Origin of the sequence: Bradyrhizobium sp. SZCCHNRI1029 (genome assembly GCF_032487555.1) — a bacterium.
Classification (GTDB): Bacteria; Pseudomonadota; Alphaproteobacteria; order Rhizobiales; family Xanthobacteraceae; genus Bradyrhizobium.
Genome location: NZ_JAUEUK010000008.1, coordinates 198,456 through 213,288, shown reverse-complemented (window position 1 = coordinate 213,288; position 14,833 = coordinate 198,456). Strand labels below are relative to the sequence as shown.

At 65.6% G+C, this 14,833-nt stretch carries 15 protein-coding genes; 5 read left to right on the top strand and 10 right to left on the bottom strand.

The window, feature by feature from the left end; all coding sequences use genetic code 11:
* Positions 1-99: 99 nt before the first annotated feature.
* Positions 100-1,242 carry a PQQ-dependent sugar dehydrogenase gene (locus QW861_RS23145; protein WP_316193516.1) on the bottom strand — a complete coding sequence of 381 codons (1,143 nt, stop codon included), beginning with the start codon at positions 1,240-1,242 and terminating at the stop codon, positions 100-102.
* 136 nt (positions 1,243-1,378) lie between these two features.
* Here QW861_RS23145 and QW861_RS23140 point away from each other — a divergent pair, with 136 nt between their 5' ends.
* A complete protein-coding gene (locus tag QW861_RS23140; RefSeq protein WP_315713872.1) occupies positions 1,379-2,158 on the top strand; it encodes an SDR family NAD(P)-dependent oxidoreductase in 780 nt (259 codons plus the stop codon).
* A gap of 136 nt (positions 2,159-2,294) precedes the next feature.
* A complete protein-coding gene (locus QW861_RS23135) occupies positions 2,295-3,182 on the top strand; it encodes a TauD/TfdA family dioxygenase (protein WP_316172639.1) in 888 nt (295 codons plus the stop codon).
* 238 nt (positions 3,183-3,420) lie between these two features.
* Here QW861_RS23135 and QW861_RS23130 read toward each other — a convergent pair whose 3' ends face one another.
* Complete coding sequence (locus QW861_RS23130; RefSeq protein WP_316172640.1) at positions 3,421-4,071, bottom strand: YqgE/AlgH family protein; 651 nt, start codon at positions 4,069-4,071, stop codon at positions 3,421-3,423.
* A gap of 136 nt (positions 4,072-4,207) precedes the next feature.
* On the opposite strand from QW861_RS23130, the gene QW861_RS23125 reads away from it, so the two are divergent.
* The 3 genes from QW861_RS23125 (at position 4,208) to QW861_RS23115 (ending at position 7,371) form a co-directional block, all read left to right on the top strand.
* Entirely contained in the window at positions 4,208-5,047 is an 840-nt protein-coding gene (locus QW861_RS23125) for a protein-disulfide reductase DsbD domain-containing protein (protein ID WP_316172641.1), read from the top strand.
* A 112-nt stretch (positions 5,048-5,159) separates the two neighbouring features.
* Complete coding sequence (locus QW861_RS23120) at positions 5,160-6,536, top strand: lipopolysaccharide biosynthesis protein (protein WP_316172642.1); 1,377 nt, start codon at positions 5,160-5,162, stop codon at positions 6,534-6,536.
* A 175-nt stretch (positions 6,537-6,711) separates the two neighbouring features.
* Positions 6,712-7,371 (top strand): L,D-transpeptidase, encoded by a 660-nt coding sequence (locus QW861_RS23115; protein ID WP_316172643.1) that lies wholly within the window; start codon positions 6,712-6,714, stop codon positions 7,369-7,371.
* Between the two features lie 14 nt (positions 7,372-7,385).
* Here the strand turns inward: QW861_RS23115 and QW861_RS23110 are convergent, their stop codons facing one another.
* From QW861_RS23110 to QW861_RS23075, 8 genes are all read right to left on the bottom strand, one after another.
* Entirely contained in the window at positions 7,386-7,637 is a 252-nt protein-coding gene (locus QW861_RS23110) for a SemiSWEET transporter (protein WP_315713865.1), read from the bottom strand.
* Positions 7,638-7,750: 113 nt separating this feature from the next.
* A complete protein-coding gene (locus QW861_RS23105) occupies positions 7,751-8,542 on the bottom strand; it encodes a 3-hydroxybutyrate dehydrogenase (protein WP_172134430.1) in 792 nt (263 codons plus the stop codon).
* 4 nt (positions 8,543-8,546) lie between these two features.
* Positions 8,547-9,722, bottom strand: a complete 1,176-nt coding sequence (locus QW861_RS23100; protein WP_316172644.1) for a patatin-like phospholipase family protein — start codon at positions 9,720-9,722, stop codon at positions 8,547-8,549.
* A gap of 140 nt (positions 9,723-9,862) precedes the next feature.
* On the bottom strand, positions 9,863-10,378 hold the full coding sequence (locus tag QW861_RS23095) for a CAP domain-containing protein (protein ID WP_315714371.1): 516 nt from the start codon (positions 10,376-10,378) through the stop codon (positions 9,863-9,865).
* A gap of 364 nt (positions 10,379-10,742) precedes the next feature.
* Positions 10,743-11,780, bottom strand: coding sequence for a sulfate ABC transporter ATP-binding protein (locus QW861_RS23090; protein ID WP_316169490.1), 1,038 nt, complete (start codon positions 11,778-11,780; stop codon positions 10,743-10,745).
* Positions 11,770-12,678, bottom strand: coding sequence for a sulfate ABC transporter permease subunit CysW (gene cysW, locus QW861_RS23085; protein ID WP_316165794.1), 909 nt, complete (start codon positions 12,676-12,678; stop codon positions 11,770-11,772). The genes QW861_RS23090 and cysW overlap by 11 nt, the downstream gene beginning before the upstream one ends.
* A gap of 8 nt (positions 12,679-12,686) precedes the next feature.
* On the bottom strand, positions 12,687-13,523 hold the full coding sequence (gene cysT, locus QW861_RS23080) for a sulfate ABC transporter permease subunit CysT (RefSeq protein ID WP_315713861.1): 837 nt from the start codon (positions 13,521-13,523) through the stop codon (positions 12,687-12,689).
* A gap of 207 nt (positions 13,524-13,730) precedes the next feature.
* Entirely contained in the window at positions 13,731-14,723 is a 993-nt protein-coding gene (locus QW861_RS23075) for a sulfate ABC transporter substrate-binding protein (RefSeq protein ID WP_316165795.1), read from the bottom strand.
* Between the last annotated feature and the right edge of the window lie 110 nt (positions 14,724-14,833).

Sequence of the window (14,833 nt, the reverse complement as noted above, 5' to 3'; positions counted from 1 at the left end):
TTTGTCGGATGGTGTGGGGATCGGCGCAGGCCCTGTCAACGGCATCGCGGGCTGTGGCGACCCCGGCATCGGCGCCTTCGCATCAATGCTGCTGCGCAGCTACTTCATCGGTGTCAGCCGCAGCAGGCGGCCGGGCGAGTCGTCCTCGATGACCCAGACGGCGCCGTCCGGCGCCACGGCGACGTCGCGGATGCGCTCGCCCATGTCCCAGCGCTCGGCCTCGTCAGGCTGACCATCGGTCCGGAAGGCAACGCGGACCAGCGCGTGCACCCGCAAGCCTCCGATCAGCGCCGATCCCTTCCATTGCGGAAACATCGGACCATCATAGAAGACCAGGCCGGCCGGCGCGATCACAGGATCCCAATAGAGCGGCGGCGGCGCGAGGTCGGGCCGCGTCGCATGCCGCGGGATCGGCGTGCCGTTGTAATTGTCGCCGTTCGACACCAGCGGCCAGCCGTAGTTCTTGCCCGGCTCGATCAGGTTCAGTTCGTCGCCGCCGCGCGGTCCCATCTCGTGCAGCCAGAGCTTGCCATCTGATGCGAAGGCGAGCCCGTAGGGATTGCGGTGGCCGGTGGTCCACGTCTGGGCCGGCACGCCCTTGTCCTCGGCCATGGGATTGTCCGACGGAGTCGCGCCGTCGAGATCGAGCCTGAGCACCTTGCCGCGCGCCTGCCGTGGATCCTGGGCGCTGTTCGGCTGCATGCGGTCGCCGACGGTCAGGAACAGATGCGTTCCCGACGGATCGAACGCGATGATGCCGCCGGGCTGCCCGCCGCCGCCGGCGGGCGTCTGGCGCCAGATGACGGTGGGGTCGGTCAGCGTGGCGTTGTCATTCGAAACCGACAACACGGCACGGGTCAGGACGAGCCGGCTGCCCTCGCTGCCCGGCTCGGTGTAGGTGAGATAGATCTGCGACGTCGTCGCGAAGCTCGGCGACACCGCAATGTCCAGGAGGCCGTTCTGTCCGCGCGCCGCGACGGCGGGCACGTTGCCGATCTGGATCTTCTGCCCACCTTGCGTGACGAGAAAGATCCGGCCCGGCTTCTCCGTGACCAGCATCCGCCCATCCGGCAGGAAGGCGATGGCCCAGGGCGTATCGAACTCGGCAACGCTCCGCGCCTCGAACGGGCGCACGGCGCTTGCCTTGCGATCGCCGGCATTGATGCTATCGGCTCGCGCGGCCGTGGTCGCAACGAGTCCCATCACCAATGCCAAGCGCATGAAGGTCGTGGAGAGCACCATGATCACTCCGGTTTGTTGATCCGTGTCGTCGGCAACGAGAATTCGGCCATGCCGGATCGGTGCCTACCGAATGCGTCCGATCAGTGATAATCCCGACGGCGAGCATGCGATCCGCATTTTTCCGTGAGCCGCAAATATGCACCAGCACAGGCAACTCAGCCGCTCGGTCAAGGGATTGACCGTCCTGATCACCGGCGCCGCGTCGGGGATGGGGCGCGCGACCGCGCGCGTGTTCGCCGATGAAGGCGCCAGGGTCGCAGTCACCGATGTCGATGAGGACGCGGCCCGCGCGGTGGCGGCAGACATCGAGGCCAGCGGCGGAACGGCGCGCGCCTGGCGGCTCGACCTCGTCGACCGCAACGCCATCGCGGCCGTCGTCGGCGATGCTGCGACGCATTTCGGCGGGCTCGACGTCATCGTCAACAATGCCGGCATCTCGGTGCATGTCGCGATCGACGACGAAGCCTACGACGAGGCCTGGGCAAGAGGGCTTGCCATCATGCTGACGGCGCAGCAGCGCGTCATCCGTGCCGCGCTGCCGCATCTGCGCCGCTCGAACAGCCCGCGCATCGTCAACATCGCTTCGACCGAGGCGCTCGGCGCAACCGCGCGGCACAGCGCCTATTCGGCTGCAAAGGCCGGGGTGACCGGATTGACGCGCTCGCTCGCGGTTGAGCTCGGCCGCGATCGCATCACAGTGAACTGCATCTGTCCGGGCCCGATCACCACGGCGATGACCGCGCGCATTCCAGATGAGCAGAAGGCGGTCTACGCACGGCGCCGCACCGCGCTTGGCCGCTACGGCGATCCCGAAGAAGTCGCGCACATGACCTTGAGCCTGTGCCTGCCGGCGGCCTCGTTCCTCACCGGAGCGGTGATCCCCGTGGACGGCGGGCTGATGGCCCGCAATGCATGACGTCTGACGCGCCGGCATGACAGCCGTGCGGTCGGCGATCCGCGCCTTGCGTTGACTTCGCGCATCGCCGGCGTAGCCTCTTCCATCAGAAGAAGCGGACAGGAGTCCGCCCTGATGAGGACGCGAGGAGGAGACCATGGCGATCGCCATCCGGCAGTTGCATCGGCATTTCGTCGGCGAAGTATCCGGTGTCGATCTGCGAAAGCCTCTCGCTCGGGACGAGGTCGCGCAGTTGCAGGCCGCGATCGATCACTACGCCGTTCTCGTATTTCACGATCAGGACGTCACCGACGAGCAGCAGCTCGCCTTCGCGCTCAGCTTCGGCGACCGCGAGCAGGCGCGCGGCGGCACCGTCACCAAGAAGGAGGATTACCGCCTCACCACCGGCCTCAACGACGTCTCCAATCTCGGCAAGGATGGCAAGCCGCTGCCATCAGACCATCGCACGCATCTGTTCAATCTCGGCAACTGCCTGTGGCACTCCGACAGCTCGTTCCGGCCGATCCCGGCGAAATACTCGATCCTCTCGGCGCGGATCGTGAACCCGAAGGGCGGCAACACCGAATTCGCCGACATGCGCGCCGCCTATGACGCGCTCGACCGGGAGACCAAGGCCGAGATCGAGGATCTCGTCTGCGAACATTCGCTGATGTATTCGCGCGGCGCGCTCGGCTTCCTCGACTACACCGACGAGGAGAAGGAGATGTTCAAACCGGTCAGGCAGCGGCTGGTCCGCATTCATCCTGCCCATGGCCGCAAGTCGCTCTATCTGTCATCGCATGCCGGCGCCATCATCGGTATGAGCATGCCGGAAGGCCGGCTGCTGCTGCGCGACCTCACCGAGCATGCCACCCAGCCCGAGTTCGTCTACGTCCACAAATGGACGCTGCACGACCTGATCATGTGGGACAACAGGCAGACCATGCATCGCGTGCGCCGCTACGATCAGTCGCAACCGCGCGACATGCGCCGCGCCACGGTGGCCGGCACCGAACCGACGGTCGCGCAGCAGGCGGCGGAATAGTTCTGCCTTCAGCAGAGATGCGCGGCCTCATCCCTCTCCATGTCGTCATTGCGAGGAGCGAAGCGACGAAGCAATCCAGACTGCATCCGCGGGGGGACATTCTGGATTGCTTCCGCCTACGCTCTCAAAGCTTCGGCGGACAAGTCGCTGCGCTCGCAATGACGGCGGAGAGGCAGAGCGCCCCATTAAGCCTTCTCTGATCCCAGCGAGCGCGGGGGCTCCAACCGGACAATAAGGCCTATGCGTGCCCGGCGGCGTTGGACAGCATGCCGGGATCGATGCCGATCTTGCGCAGCGCAAGATCGTATTTGGCGTCGACATTGTCGCCGAAGATCAGCTCCGGATCGGCGTCGCAATGCAGCCAGCCATTGTCCTGGATCTCTTCCTCCAACTGGCCGGCGCGCCAGCCGGCATAGCCGAGGGCGAGGATGGCGTGCTTCGGACCGTCGCCCTTGGCGATCGCCTTGAGGATGTCGATCGTCGTCGTCAGGCAGACGCCGTCGTTGATCTTCAAGGTCGCGTTGGCGATGAAGTAGTCGCTCGAATGCAGCACGAAGCCGCGCCCGGTATCGACCGGGCCGCCGCTCAGCACCTTCATCGTCTCGGCGCTGTCGGGCAGGCTGATCTGATCGCTCTTCTCGATGATATTCAGTTGCATCAGGAGCTGAGGGAAGTCGATGCTGCCCGCCGGCCGGTTCACCATGATACCCATGGCGCCCTCGGCCGAATGCGCGCAGAGATAGATCACCGAGCGCTCGAAACGGGAATCGCCCATCACGGGCATCGCAACCAGCAGCTGACCGTCGAGGTAACCACCGTGAGAGGTGTGATCCCCGATCCCTGTCACTTTGCGGCGAATGTCGCTCAGCCTTTTTGCCTCAGGATTCATCCGCAAGGACTCTCATGATCATCGATATCCTGATATTGGGATGCGCATCTGTCAATCAAGGTTCAGGTCCTCGCGAGGAAATCTGCTCACAAGCATTTCAATGGTTTGCGCCCGAACCGCACTCTAAAGACGTCTCATGTCCGCCTTGGTTCCTCACCACTCTGCCACACTGCTCGTCGCGACCGTCGTATCATCCTGCCTTGCGTTCGGCGCGCAGGCGCAGGATTCCTCGCCCTGGCAGCGCGACAGCCACTCCGCGGTGCGCCTGCTCGCGGGCTCGCGCAGCGGTCCGGTCATGCTGGGCGGCATCGCCTTCGCGCTGCAGCCGGGATGGAAGACCTATTGGCGAACGCCCGGCGATTCAGGCGTGCCGCCGCGGTTCGACTTTTCCAAGTCGGAGAACGTCGAAGCGGTGACGGTTCTGTGGCCCGCGCCGACAAAGTTCGACGACGGCGCCGGCGGGCACTCGCTCGGCTATCATGATCAGGTCGTGCTGCCGCTGCGCATCGTCGCCAAGAACCCCGACAAGCCGATGACCTTGCGCGCCGACGTCAGCTACGCGGTCTGCGAGAAGATCTGCATTCCCGTCGAGGCAAAGGCCGAGCTCGCCTTCACCAGCGTCGCCAGCACCGAGGATACGGCGCTCTCGGCGGCCCTCGACACGGTGCCGAAGCCGGCCACTGTCGGCGACGCCATCCCCTTGACGATCCGCGACGTCAAGCGCGACGGCCCGAAGGACGTCGTCGTCGACGTCGCCGTCGCCGATCCGCGCGGCGTCCAGCTCTATGTCGAGGGGCCGACGCCTGACTGGGCACTGCCGATCCCGACCGTGCGCGACAGCGGCATGCCGGGCATCAAGCGCTTCGCCTTCGAGTTCGACGGCGTTCCGCCGGGCGTGAAGCCGGACGGCGCGGCCCTGAAATTCACGCTGGTCGGCCCCGACAAGTCTTACGAGTTCAACTTCACTCTGCCGTGACGGCTGTAGCGCCGCGCGACCGACGCGGCGCCGGCCCAACTCAATCTTAACGTTGCGTTGATAGGGAAGCACCATCGCCGCCATCCGCGCGGCCGTGGAGCCGGACCCCGCCGTGGCCGTGATGGATGCCCGCAACGCCCCCGCATCGACCGGCCTCGCGGCCCGCCTGAAGGCGCGCCTGGCCGCGCTCGGCGGCAGCGGCGAGGCATCGCTGACGCGCCGCCTGGCCGGCACCATCTTCCTGATCCGCGTGCTCAGCGCGGGCCTCGCCTATCTCAGCCAGATCCTGCTCGCGCGCTGGATGGGCGGCTCGGACTACGGCACCTATGTCTATGTCTGGACCTGGGTGCTGCTGCTCGGCAGCATGCTGGATGTCGGCATCGCCTCCTCGGCGCAGAAGATCATTCCGGACTACCGCACCGCGGGCCAGCAGGCGCTGCTGCGCGGCTTCCTCTCCGGCGGACGCTGGCTGACGCTGGCGACGTCCACCGCTGCGGCGCTGCTGCTCGCCGGCCTGATCGCGCTGCTGTCGCCCTGGATCGACGCCGGCGAGCGCATGCCGCTCTACATCGGCTGCCTCACCTTGCCAGCCTTCGTCGTCGCCAACACCCAGGACGGCATCGCCCGCTCGCACGACTGGATGACGCTCGGCCTGATGCCGCAATTCATCATCCGCCAGACGCTGATCATCGGCTTCACGGCGGGCGCCTTCGTGCTCGGCCTCGATCTCGGCGCCACCGCTGCGATGGCCGCGAGCGCGGCCGCGGTGTGGCTTGCGATGCTCGGCCAGATGCTGGTGCTGAACAACCGGCTCCGCGGCCACGTCGAGCCAGGTCCCAAACAATATGATCTCCGCGGCTGGCTCGCGATCTCGCTGCCGATCCTCATGGTCGAGAGCTTCTATCTGCTGCTGTCCTACACCGACGTGCTGGTGCTGCAGCAATTCCGCTCTTCCGAGGAGGTCGGCATCTATTTCGCGGTGGTGAAGACGCTCGCGCTGGTGTCGTTCATCCACTACGCGATGTCGGCGACGACGGCGCATCGCTTCGCCGAATACCACGCGCTCGGCGACAAGGCGCGGCTGTCGGCCTATGTCGCGCATGCGATCAAGTGGACGTTCTGGCCCTCGCTCGCGGCGACGCTGGTGCTGCTCGCGCTCGGCAAGCCGCTGCTGTTTCTGTTCGGCGCGCAGTTCACCGCCGGCTACGACATCATGTTCATCGCCGCAATCGGGCTCGTCGTACGCGCCGCGATCGGACCGGTGGAGCGGCTGCTCAACATGCTGGGCCAGCAGCGCGCCTGCGCCATGGCCTATGCGGCGGCCTTCGTCATGAACCTCGTGCTCTGCATCCTGCTGGTGCCGCAGTTCGGCGGCCACGGCGCCGCGGCGGCGACCTCGCTGTCGCTGGCCTTCGAGACCGTGCTGCTGTTCCGGATCGTCAAGCAGCGGCTCGGGCTGCATGTCCTCGCCTTCGGCAAGGCATCTTGAGGAAACCATATTGACGCATCTGTTGCGTCATCTTGGCCTCGCCTTGGCGGAACTGCGAGCGTCGTGCCGCCACGTCTCGTCTCGCCCGGCGATCACGCAAGTGTTGGGTGCAACGCCTTGATATTGGCGCGATCCTCCGGGCACATGATTTGAATGCGCGCTGGGGGAGAATGAGATGTCGAGACTGGGGGTCGCACTATCGCTGGCCGGAACCGTGATGCTGGCCGGCTGCATGGAAGCGACGCTGTCGCCGACGTCAGACGCGGCGTTGACGCCCCGCGACCGTCAGTTGCTGGCGCACGCGCCCTATGTCGAGGCGCAGATCCCGCAACAGTTCCAGCGCCACATCGTCGACTACACCCGGCAGGAACAGCCGGGCACGATCGTCGTCGATACCGATGCGCGCTTCCTGTACTACGTGCTGCCCGACCGCAAGGCGATCCGCTACGGCGTCGCCGTCGGCGAAGAGGCGATGGCCTTCTCCGGCGTCGCCACCGTCGGCAAGCTCGCGGAATGGCCGGACTGGGTTCCCACCGCCGACATCCAGGCGCGCCTCGGGCCGTATCCGAAGCGCGTCGCCGGCGGCCCGGCGAATCCGCTCGGCGCCCGCGCCATCTATCTGTACGAGGGCAACAAGGACACCCTGTACCGCATCCACGGCACCAACCAGCCCGAATATATCGGCCAGGCGATCTCGTCAGGCTGCATCCGCATGACCAATACCGACGTCGCCGACCTCTACAACCACGTCCAGCTCGGATCGACCGTGGTCGTGCTGCCGCCGGGCCAGAGCGTCGCGTCCACCACCGCGAACGTGTTCGCCCGCCGCAGCTGATCGGCTGAGGTTTCCTAGCCGTAGCGCAGCTTCAGGCCGAGGATCGCCGCCACCAGGCCGAGCGTGATCGCGTTGGCGACGACCAGCGGCAGGTCGCTGATCAACGCGCCGTAGAGCAGCCACATCGAGTTGCCGGTGGTCTGCAGAACGAACATGCCCATCGAGATGTCATGGGTCGAGCGCGACCGCCAGGCCTTGATGACCTGCGGCAGGAACGAGCTCGTGGTGCAGATGGCGGCGCCGAGGCCGATGATGGTGGTCAGCAAGGTGGAGGATCCGTGCGCTGGTCGTGGAAACGCACGCTTGTAGAATGGACCGCGCCGAAGCGAAACCCGCCTCGGCGCGAAACTGGTGCCTTGTTCAGCGCTCCCTGCGATCGTTACGCCGCCGTCCAACCGCCGTCGATCGAGAGGTTGGTGCCGGTGATCTGCGCCGCATCGTCGCCGCACAGGAACAGCGCCAGCGCCGCGACCTGCTCGGAGGTCACGAACTCCTTGGTCGGCTGCGCCGCGAGCAGCACGTCGTTGATGACCTGTTCCTTGGTGAGGTTGCGCGCCTTCATCGTATCGGGAATCTGCTTCTCGACCAGCGGCGTCCACACATAGCCCGGCGAGATGCAGTTGCAGGTGATCTTGAAGGTCGCGAGCTCGAGCGCCACGGTCTTGGTGAGGCCGGCGATGCCGTGCTTGGCCGAGACATAGGCCGACTTGAACGGCGAGGCGACCAGCGAATGCGCGGACGCCGTGTTGATGATGCGGCCCCAGCCGCGCTTCTTCATGCCGGGCACCGCGGCGCGGATGCCGTAGAACGCGGACGACAGGTTGATCGCGATGATCTGCTCCCACTTCTCCGGCGGAAAGTCTTCGACCGGCGAGACGAACTGGATGCCGGCATTGTTGACGAGGATGTCGACCGAGCCGAACGTGGTCTCGCCGAGCGCGATCATGCCGGCGATCTCGGCCGGCTTGCTCATGTCGGCCGGCGAGTGCACGGCCTTGACCTTGAAGTCGCTCTCGATCGCCGCACGCTCCTTCTCGATGTCGGCTGGCGCGCCGAAACCGTTGAGCACGATGTTCGCGCCGGCGGACGCGAAGGCGCGCGCATAGGCCAGCCCGATGCCGCTGGTCGAGCCGGTCACGACCGCGGTCTTGCCCTTCAGATTCGTCGTCATTGCTTCACTCCTTCTTGGCGGCAGCGAGACTGCCGTCCTGCGTGAGATCGTAGGTGACCATGGTCTCGCCGGACTGCGGCCGCTCCAGCCAGTCCTTGTGGCGCATCGACTGGTGGACATCGCGCACGCCCGCCTCCCAATGCTCGACCATCGCGACATGGGAAAAATCGTAGTCCTTGGAGGACGTCTCGTAGTTCTTGCTGCGATAGATCAGGTGCACCACCGTGACGGTGTTTTCCTGCGCCGCCTTGCACAGGACCTCGAGCGAGGGATCGTTGCGCAGCTCGTCGGGCAGCTTGGCATAGAGCTCGCGCAGCGCCTTGCGCGTGTTGTGGATCATGCGGTTCTTGTCGGTGTTCATCCGCGTCCGGCTGGAATAGCGGATGTCCTTCTCGCGCTCGGCGGCCTCCAGCAGCGTCCGCGGCAGATCGCCGCGCGCGGAGAACAGATCGACCTGGAAGATCAGCAGATCACGATCGGTCTCGGTATCGAGCACGTAGTCCAGCGGCGTGTTGGAGGCGATGCCGCCGTCCCAATAGTGCTCGCCGTCGATCTCGACCGGCGGGAAGCCGGGCGGCAGCGCGCCCGACGCCATGATGTGCTCGGGCCCGATCCGCTTGCCCTGCTTCCTGAATTCGACATTGTCGAAATAGGTGAAGTTGCCGGTGGTGACGCCGACGGCTCCGACGGAGAGCCGCGTCTTCAGATCGTTGATGCGGTCGAAATCGACCAGCCGTTCCAGGGTCCGCTTGAGCGGCGCGGTGTCGTAATAGCTGACCGATTGCAGCGTGCCTGACGGCCACAGCGGCGCCGGTGGGAAGCGCGGCGTGAAGAAGCCGGGCACGCCGAACGCCGCGATCAGCCCGGCGCTGACTTCGTTGAAGGCCGAGCGGTGATGATCGCCATTGAGCAGCGGCTTCCACGGCACCGGCGACGACACCATCTCCCAAAATTCCTTGAGACGGCCAATGCGTTTCTCCCGGTCGTTGCCGGCGATGATCGCGGCATTGATGGCGCCGATCGAGATACCGGCGACCCATTCCGGTTCGAAATCGAAATGGCACAGTGCCTGATAGGCGCCGGCCTGATAGGAGCCGAGCGCGCCGCCGCCCTGCAGGACGAGCACGCGTTGCGATTCGGCGGGGGTTGCAGGCAGCGGGGGAAATGGATGTTGCGTCATTACCGCGGTCATTAGCAAAGCAAGGCGCCACCGTGGCGTCACTTCGCGGTGACGTCAATCCACCCCAAGGGCTAGGCCGGCCTGACTCGCGCGCGAGCCATGCGCACGCGGCCTGCGCAGGGCGGCGGCAGCCCAGCCTGTCAGGAGGGCTTCTTGCCGTCCGGCGCGGCCAGGATCATGGTCCAGAACACTTTGTACTTGGTGTTCGGAGCATAGCTCGCTGCGATGCCTATTTTTGTGACACCGCTCTTGAGCATGTTGGCGCGATGCGGCGGCGAGTCACGCCAGCCGGAAAACGCTTCCGCCAGCGTGTGATAGCCGGCCGACACGTTCTCGACCGCGACGACAGCGTCATAGCCGGCACCCGTCAGGCGCTTCGCCAGCGGGGCGCGCACGTCATGATCGAGCTTGTTCTTGTCGGCCATCGCCTGCGACTGCGATTCCGCCAGCCGCATCAGCTCGGGGTCGACCTCGACCGTGCCGAGCCCGTTGTTCTGGCGGTATTGCGAGATCATCGTCGCCGCAGCCACCGCATCGAGCTTGGCGCCCGCGACCGCCATATCGGCATACATGGTCGGCGCCTGCACGACCGGCGTCTCGGCCGCACAGCCGGCGAGCAGGAATGCAATGGAGAGAGCGAGAGCCAGACGCTTCAATGAACCAATCCCTATGCCGATGCGAGAGGCGGGTTGTTGCACATCAACCGTGGCTGAAAGGTGAATCGGCGGTAAGTTCCGTCGCGACAATTGCGGCCATTCCTGCCGGCAACCGTTCGTCAACCATAGGAGCAGTTCGGTCAAGCCAGGAACGGAACGACGCCCTCGCTGTCGTCCCGGCCTTGAGCCGGGATCCATACTCCGCAGCGGTCGTGGTGAGACCCGATGCCGCTCCGGCGTGCCTCAAGCAAGCTTCACGGCGCATGGGTCCCGGATCAGCGCCCGCCAACGCTTTCGCGTTGCCGGGCTTGTCCGGGACGACACCGCATGTTTGGCAGAGAGCCGGGACGAGCCCGAGCAGCCCCTACCCGGCCGCGAAAATCCGATAATGCCGCGGCTTCAGGCCGATGCGGTCGCCGATCCGGAGCTCGCGGTCGCGGGGGGCGTCGATCTCGATGGTCGAGCCTTCAGTCAGCGCGATCTCGGCGCGCTGCACCGGGCCGAAGCTGCGGACGTGGGTGACGGCGCCGTGCAGCGTGCCGCTGTCCGCGGGGCCGATCAGCATGTCGTGCCGGCGCACGAACAAGGTCGAGGCGCCCGCGGCCACGCCCTCCGCAGCCAGGTCCAGCGGCCGCCCGTTGAGATGTACCGCGCCGCTGGCGATCTCGACCGGCAGCATGATCGACTCGCCGATGAAGCCGTGCACGAACGCGGTCGCCGGGCTGTCATAGACGTCGCTCGGCGAGCCGACCTGCTCGATGCGGCCCTTGTCCATCACCACGACGCGGTGCGCGACCTCGAGTGCCTCCTCCTGATCATGCGTCACGAAGATCGAGGTGACGTTGATCGAGTGATGCAGGGTGCGCAGCCATTGCCGCAGCTCCTTGCGCACCTTGGCGTCGAGCGCGCCGAACGGCTCGTCGAGCAGGAGGATGCGCGGCTGGATGGCGAGCGCGCGCGCCAGCGCGATGCGCTGGCGCTGGCCGCCGGAGAGCTGGCTCGGATAGCGATCGGCGAGCCAGTCGAGCTGGACGAGGTCGAGCAGCTCCTTCACGCGCGCGCGGATCTCAGCCTCGCTCTTGCGGATGCGGCGCGGCTGCACGCGCAGGCCAAAGGCGACGTTCTCGAACACGTTCATGTGCCGGAACAGCGCGTAGTGCTGAAACACGAAGCCGACGTGACGCTCGCGCGCGCCGCGATCGAGCGCGCTCTCGCCGTCGAACAGGATCTCGCCGGAATCGGGCCACTCCAGCCCGGCGATGATCCGCAGCAAGGTCGTCTTGCCCGACCCGGACGGGCCCAGCAGCGCCAGCAATTCGCCGTCGGCGACCTTGAGATCGACGCCGTCGAGCGCCTTGAACGTTCCGAACGTCTTGACGACACCCCTGACTTCAATGGTCACGCGGACCTCCCTCATCGAGTTGCCGTTCGAGGACGGTTTTGACGACCAGCGTGATCAGCGCGAGCATCGCCAAGAGCGAGGCGATCGCGAACGAGGCGACCATCTGGTATTCGTTGTAGAGGATCTCGACCAGCAGCGGCATCGTATTGGTCTCGCCGCGGATATGGCCGGACACGACCGAGACGGCGCCGAACTCGCCCATCGCGCGCGCGTTGCAGAGCAGCACGCCATACAGCACGCCCCATTTGATGTTCGGCAGGGTGACGCGGAAGAACGTCTGCAGGCCGGACGCGCCGAGCGAGATCGCCGCCTCCTCCTCCTGCGTGCCCTGCTCCTGCATCAGCGGGATCAGCGCGCGCGCCACGAACGGGAAGGTCACGAACACGGTCGCCAGCGCAATGCCGGGAAAGGCGAACAATATCTGCAGGCCATGGCTCTGCATCCACGGACCGAAGAACCCCTGCGCGCCGAACAGCAGCACGAACACGAGGCCCGATATCACCGGGCTCACCGAGAACGGCAGATCGATCAGGGTGATCAGGAACGTCTTGCCCGGAAAGTCGAACTTGGCGATCGCCCAGGCGGCGCACAGGCCGAACACGAGATTGGTTCCGACCGAGACCAGCGCCACCAGCAGCGTCAGGCGGATCGCGGCCCACGCCTCGGCGTCGGCAAGCGCGGTGAAATAGGCCGCGATGCCCTTGCCGAACGCTTCCACGAACACGACGATCAGCGGCAGCACCACGAACACCGACAGGAACGCCAACGCCAGCGTCGTGATGACGATGCGGACAAGGCGCGGCTCGGTGCGCGGATCGGGACGGCCGGCCTGCGCGACGTGCGGGCTGGCCGCGGACGATGCCACGGATGGCGCCTGCAGGGTCATCTCCACGCTCATGTCGGGTCCTAGTTCAAGGGCGCCCGGCTCTGCGCCCAGCGCTGCAACCGGTTCACGGCAAAGATGATCAGGAACGCCACGACCAGCATCACCACCGCGATCGCGGTGGCATCGGCGTAGCGGAATTCGGACAGCCGGATCACGATCAGCAGCGGCGCGATCTCGGAGACGTTCGGCAAATTGCCGGCGATGAAGATCACCGATCCGTACTCGCCGACCGCGCGCGCAAAGGCGAGTGCGAAGCCGGTGAGCAGCGCCGGCGTCAGGCTCGGCAGGATCACGCGGGCCACGATCTGCCAGCGGCCGGCGCCGAGGCTCGCTGCCGCCTCCTCGATCTCCGGATCGAGATCGATCAGCACCGGCTGCACGGTGCGGACGACAAAGGGGATGCCGATGAAGATCATCGCAACGAAGATGCCGAGCGGCGTGAACGCCACCTTGATGCCCATTGCGGCGAGCGGCGCGCCGAGCCAGCCCTTCTGTGCGAACAGCGCCGTCAACGCCACGCCCGCCACTGCCGTCGGCAGCGCGAACGGCACGTCGACGATGGCGTCGAACAGGCGGCGGCCGGGAAAGCGGTAGCGCACCAGCGCCCAGACGACAATGGTGCCCATCACCAGATTGACGCAGGCGGCGGCGAAAGCGAGCCCGAACGAGATCTTCAGCGCGCTCAAGGTGCGACGGCTGGTGACGATGCCCCAGAACTGCTCCAGGCTGAGATCAGTCGAGCGAACGAACAGTCCCGCCAGTGGAATCAGGACGATCAGCGACAGCCAGGTCAGCGTCAGCCCCATGGTGAGACCAAAGCCTGGCAAGGTGCTGCGACGTGGTGCAAGTACGTTCAAAAAAAGGCCTGGTCCGTTGATGATCGGTGTCGATGGGCTTGAATCGATCGTGGTGTCCGCCCGCCGCCCCCAGCCTCGTCTCGGCAATCGAGACCGGGGACCGCGTCTCATGCGCGATATCGCAGATCGCCGCAACGCCAGCTTCTTGCCTTGTTGTCTCGAAGCCGTATCAGATCGGCGGTCACCAACTTGTTCCTTCTGATTCGATCAATTCTTGTAGATTTGATCGAAGATTCCGCCTTCCGCAAAATGGTCCTTCTGGGCCTTGGTCCAGCCGCCGAACACCTCGTCGATGGTGAACAGCTCGACCTTGGCGAAGGCAGCCTCGTACTTCTTGGCCACCTCTGGATCACGCGGACGGTAGGAGTTGCGTGCGGCAATTTCCTGACCTTCCTTTGTATACCAGTATTTCAGGTAGGATTCAGCCACACTTCGCGTGCCCTTTTTGTCGGCCACCGAGTCGACCACCGCAACTGGCGGTTCGGCCAGGATCGACAGCTGCGGCGCGACGATCTCGAACTTGTCCTTGCCGAACTCACGCAGGGCCAGATGCGCCTCGTTCTCCCAGGCGAGCAGGACGTCGCCGACACCGCGCTCCACGAAGGTCACGGTGGCGCCGCGGGCGCCGGTGTCGAGCACAGGGACGTGCTGATAGAGGTCGCCGACGAACTGCTTGGCCTTGTCGGCCGAGCCGAACTTCTTCAGCGCATAGCCCCAGGCGGCCAGATAGTTCCAGCGCGCGCCGCCGGATGTCTTCGGATTGGGCGTGATGACGTCGACGCCCTTCTTGAGCAGGTCGTCCCAGTCCTTGATGCCCTTGGGATTGCCTTTGCGCACCAGGAAAACGATGGTCGAGGTGTAGGGCGAGGCATTCTGCGGCAGTCGCTTTTGCCAATCCTTGTCGAGCAGACCCTTGCCCGCGATCGCGTCGATGTCATAGGCGAGCGCCAGGGTCACGACGTCGGCCTGCAGCCCGTCGATGACGCTGCGGGCCTGCGCGCCGGAGCCGCCATGCGACTGCTTGACCTCGACGCTCTTGCCGGTCTCCTTCTGATACGCGGCTGAAAACGCCTTGTTGAACTCGACGTAGAGCTCGCGGGTCGGGTCATAGGAGACGTTGAGCAGACTGATGTCCGCGGCATGGGCCGATCCTGCCCATGCCAGGCCTGCGACCGCTGCCAGAAGACGTCGCATCTTCATCCAAGCTCTCCGTTCCATTCACCGCCCGCAATGTTGCAGGCGCGCACTGCAGATCGCCAAATGTTCACGTCGGAGTCAACGGAACCGGATTTTCTTGTTTCCGGCCGGAC

Bases quoted from the DNA above. Each gene is read 5' to 3' on its own strand.
- QW861_RS23100 (WP_316172644.1), bottom strand. From the start codon at position 9,722: ATGACGCAACATCCATTTCCCCCGCTGCCTGCAACCCCCGCCGAATCG.
- QW861_RS23135 (WP_316172639.1), top strand. From the start codon at position 2,295: ATGGCGATCGCCATCCGGCAGTTGCATCGGCATTTCGTCGGCGAAGTA.
- QW861_RS23105 (WP_172134430.1), bottom strand. From the start codon at position 8,542: ATGACGACGAATCTGAAGGGCAAGACCGCGGTCGTGACCGGCTCGACC.
- QW861_RS23075 (WP_316165795.1), bottom strand. From the start codon at position 14,723: ATGAAGATGCGACGTCTTCTGGCAGCGGTCGCAGGCCTGGCATGGGCA.
- cysW (WP_316165794.1), bottom strand. From the start codon at position 12,678: ATGAGCGTGGAGATGACCCTGCAGGCGCCATCCGTGGCATCGTCCGCG.
- QW861_RS23140 (WP_315713872.1), top strand. From the start codon at position 1,379: ATGCACCAGCACAGGCAACTCAGCCGCTCGGTCAAGGGATTGACCGTC.
- QW861_RS23115 (WP_316172643.1), top strand. From the start codon at position 6,712: ATGTCGAGACTGGGGGTCGCACTATCGCTGGCCGGAACCGTGATGCTG.
- QW861_RS23145 (WP_316193516.1), bottom strand. From the start codon at position 1,242: ATGGTGCTCTCCACGACCTTCATGCGCTTGGCATTGGTGATGGGACTC.
- QW861_RS23130 (WP_316172640.1), bottom strand. From the start codon at position 4,071: ATGAATCCTGAGGCAAAAAGGCTGAGCGACATTCGCCGCAAAGTGACA.
- QW861_RS23125 (WP_316172641.1), top strand. From the start codon at position 4,208: ATGTCCGCCTTGGTTCCTCACCACTCTGCCACACTGCTCGTCGCGACC.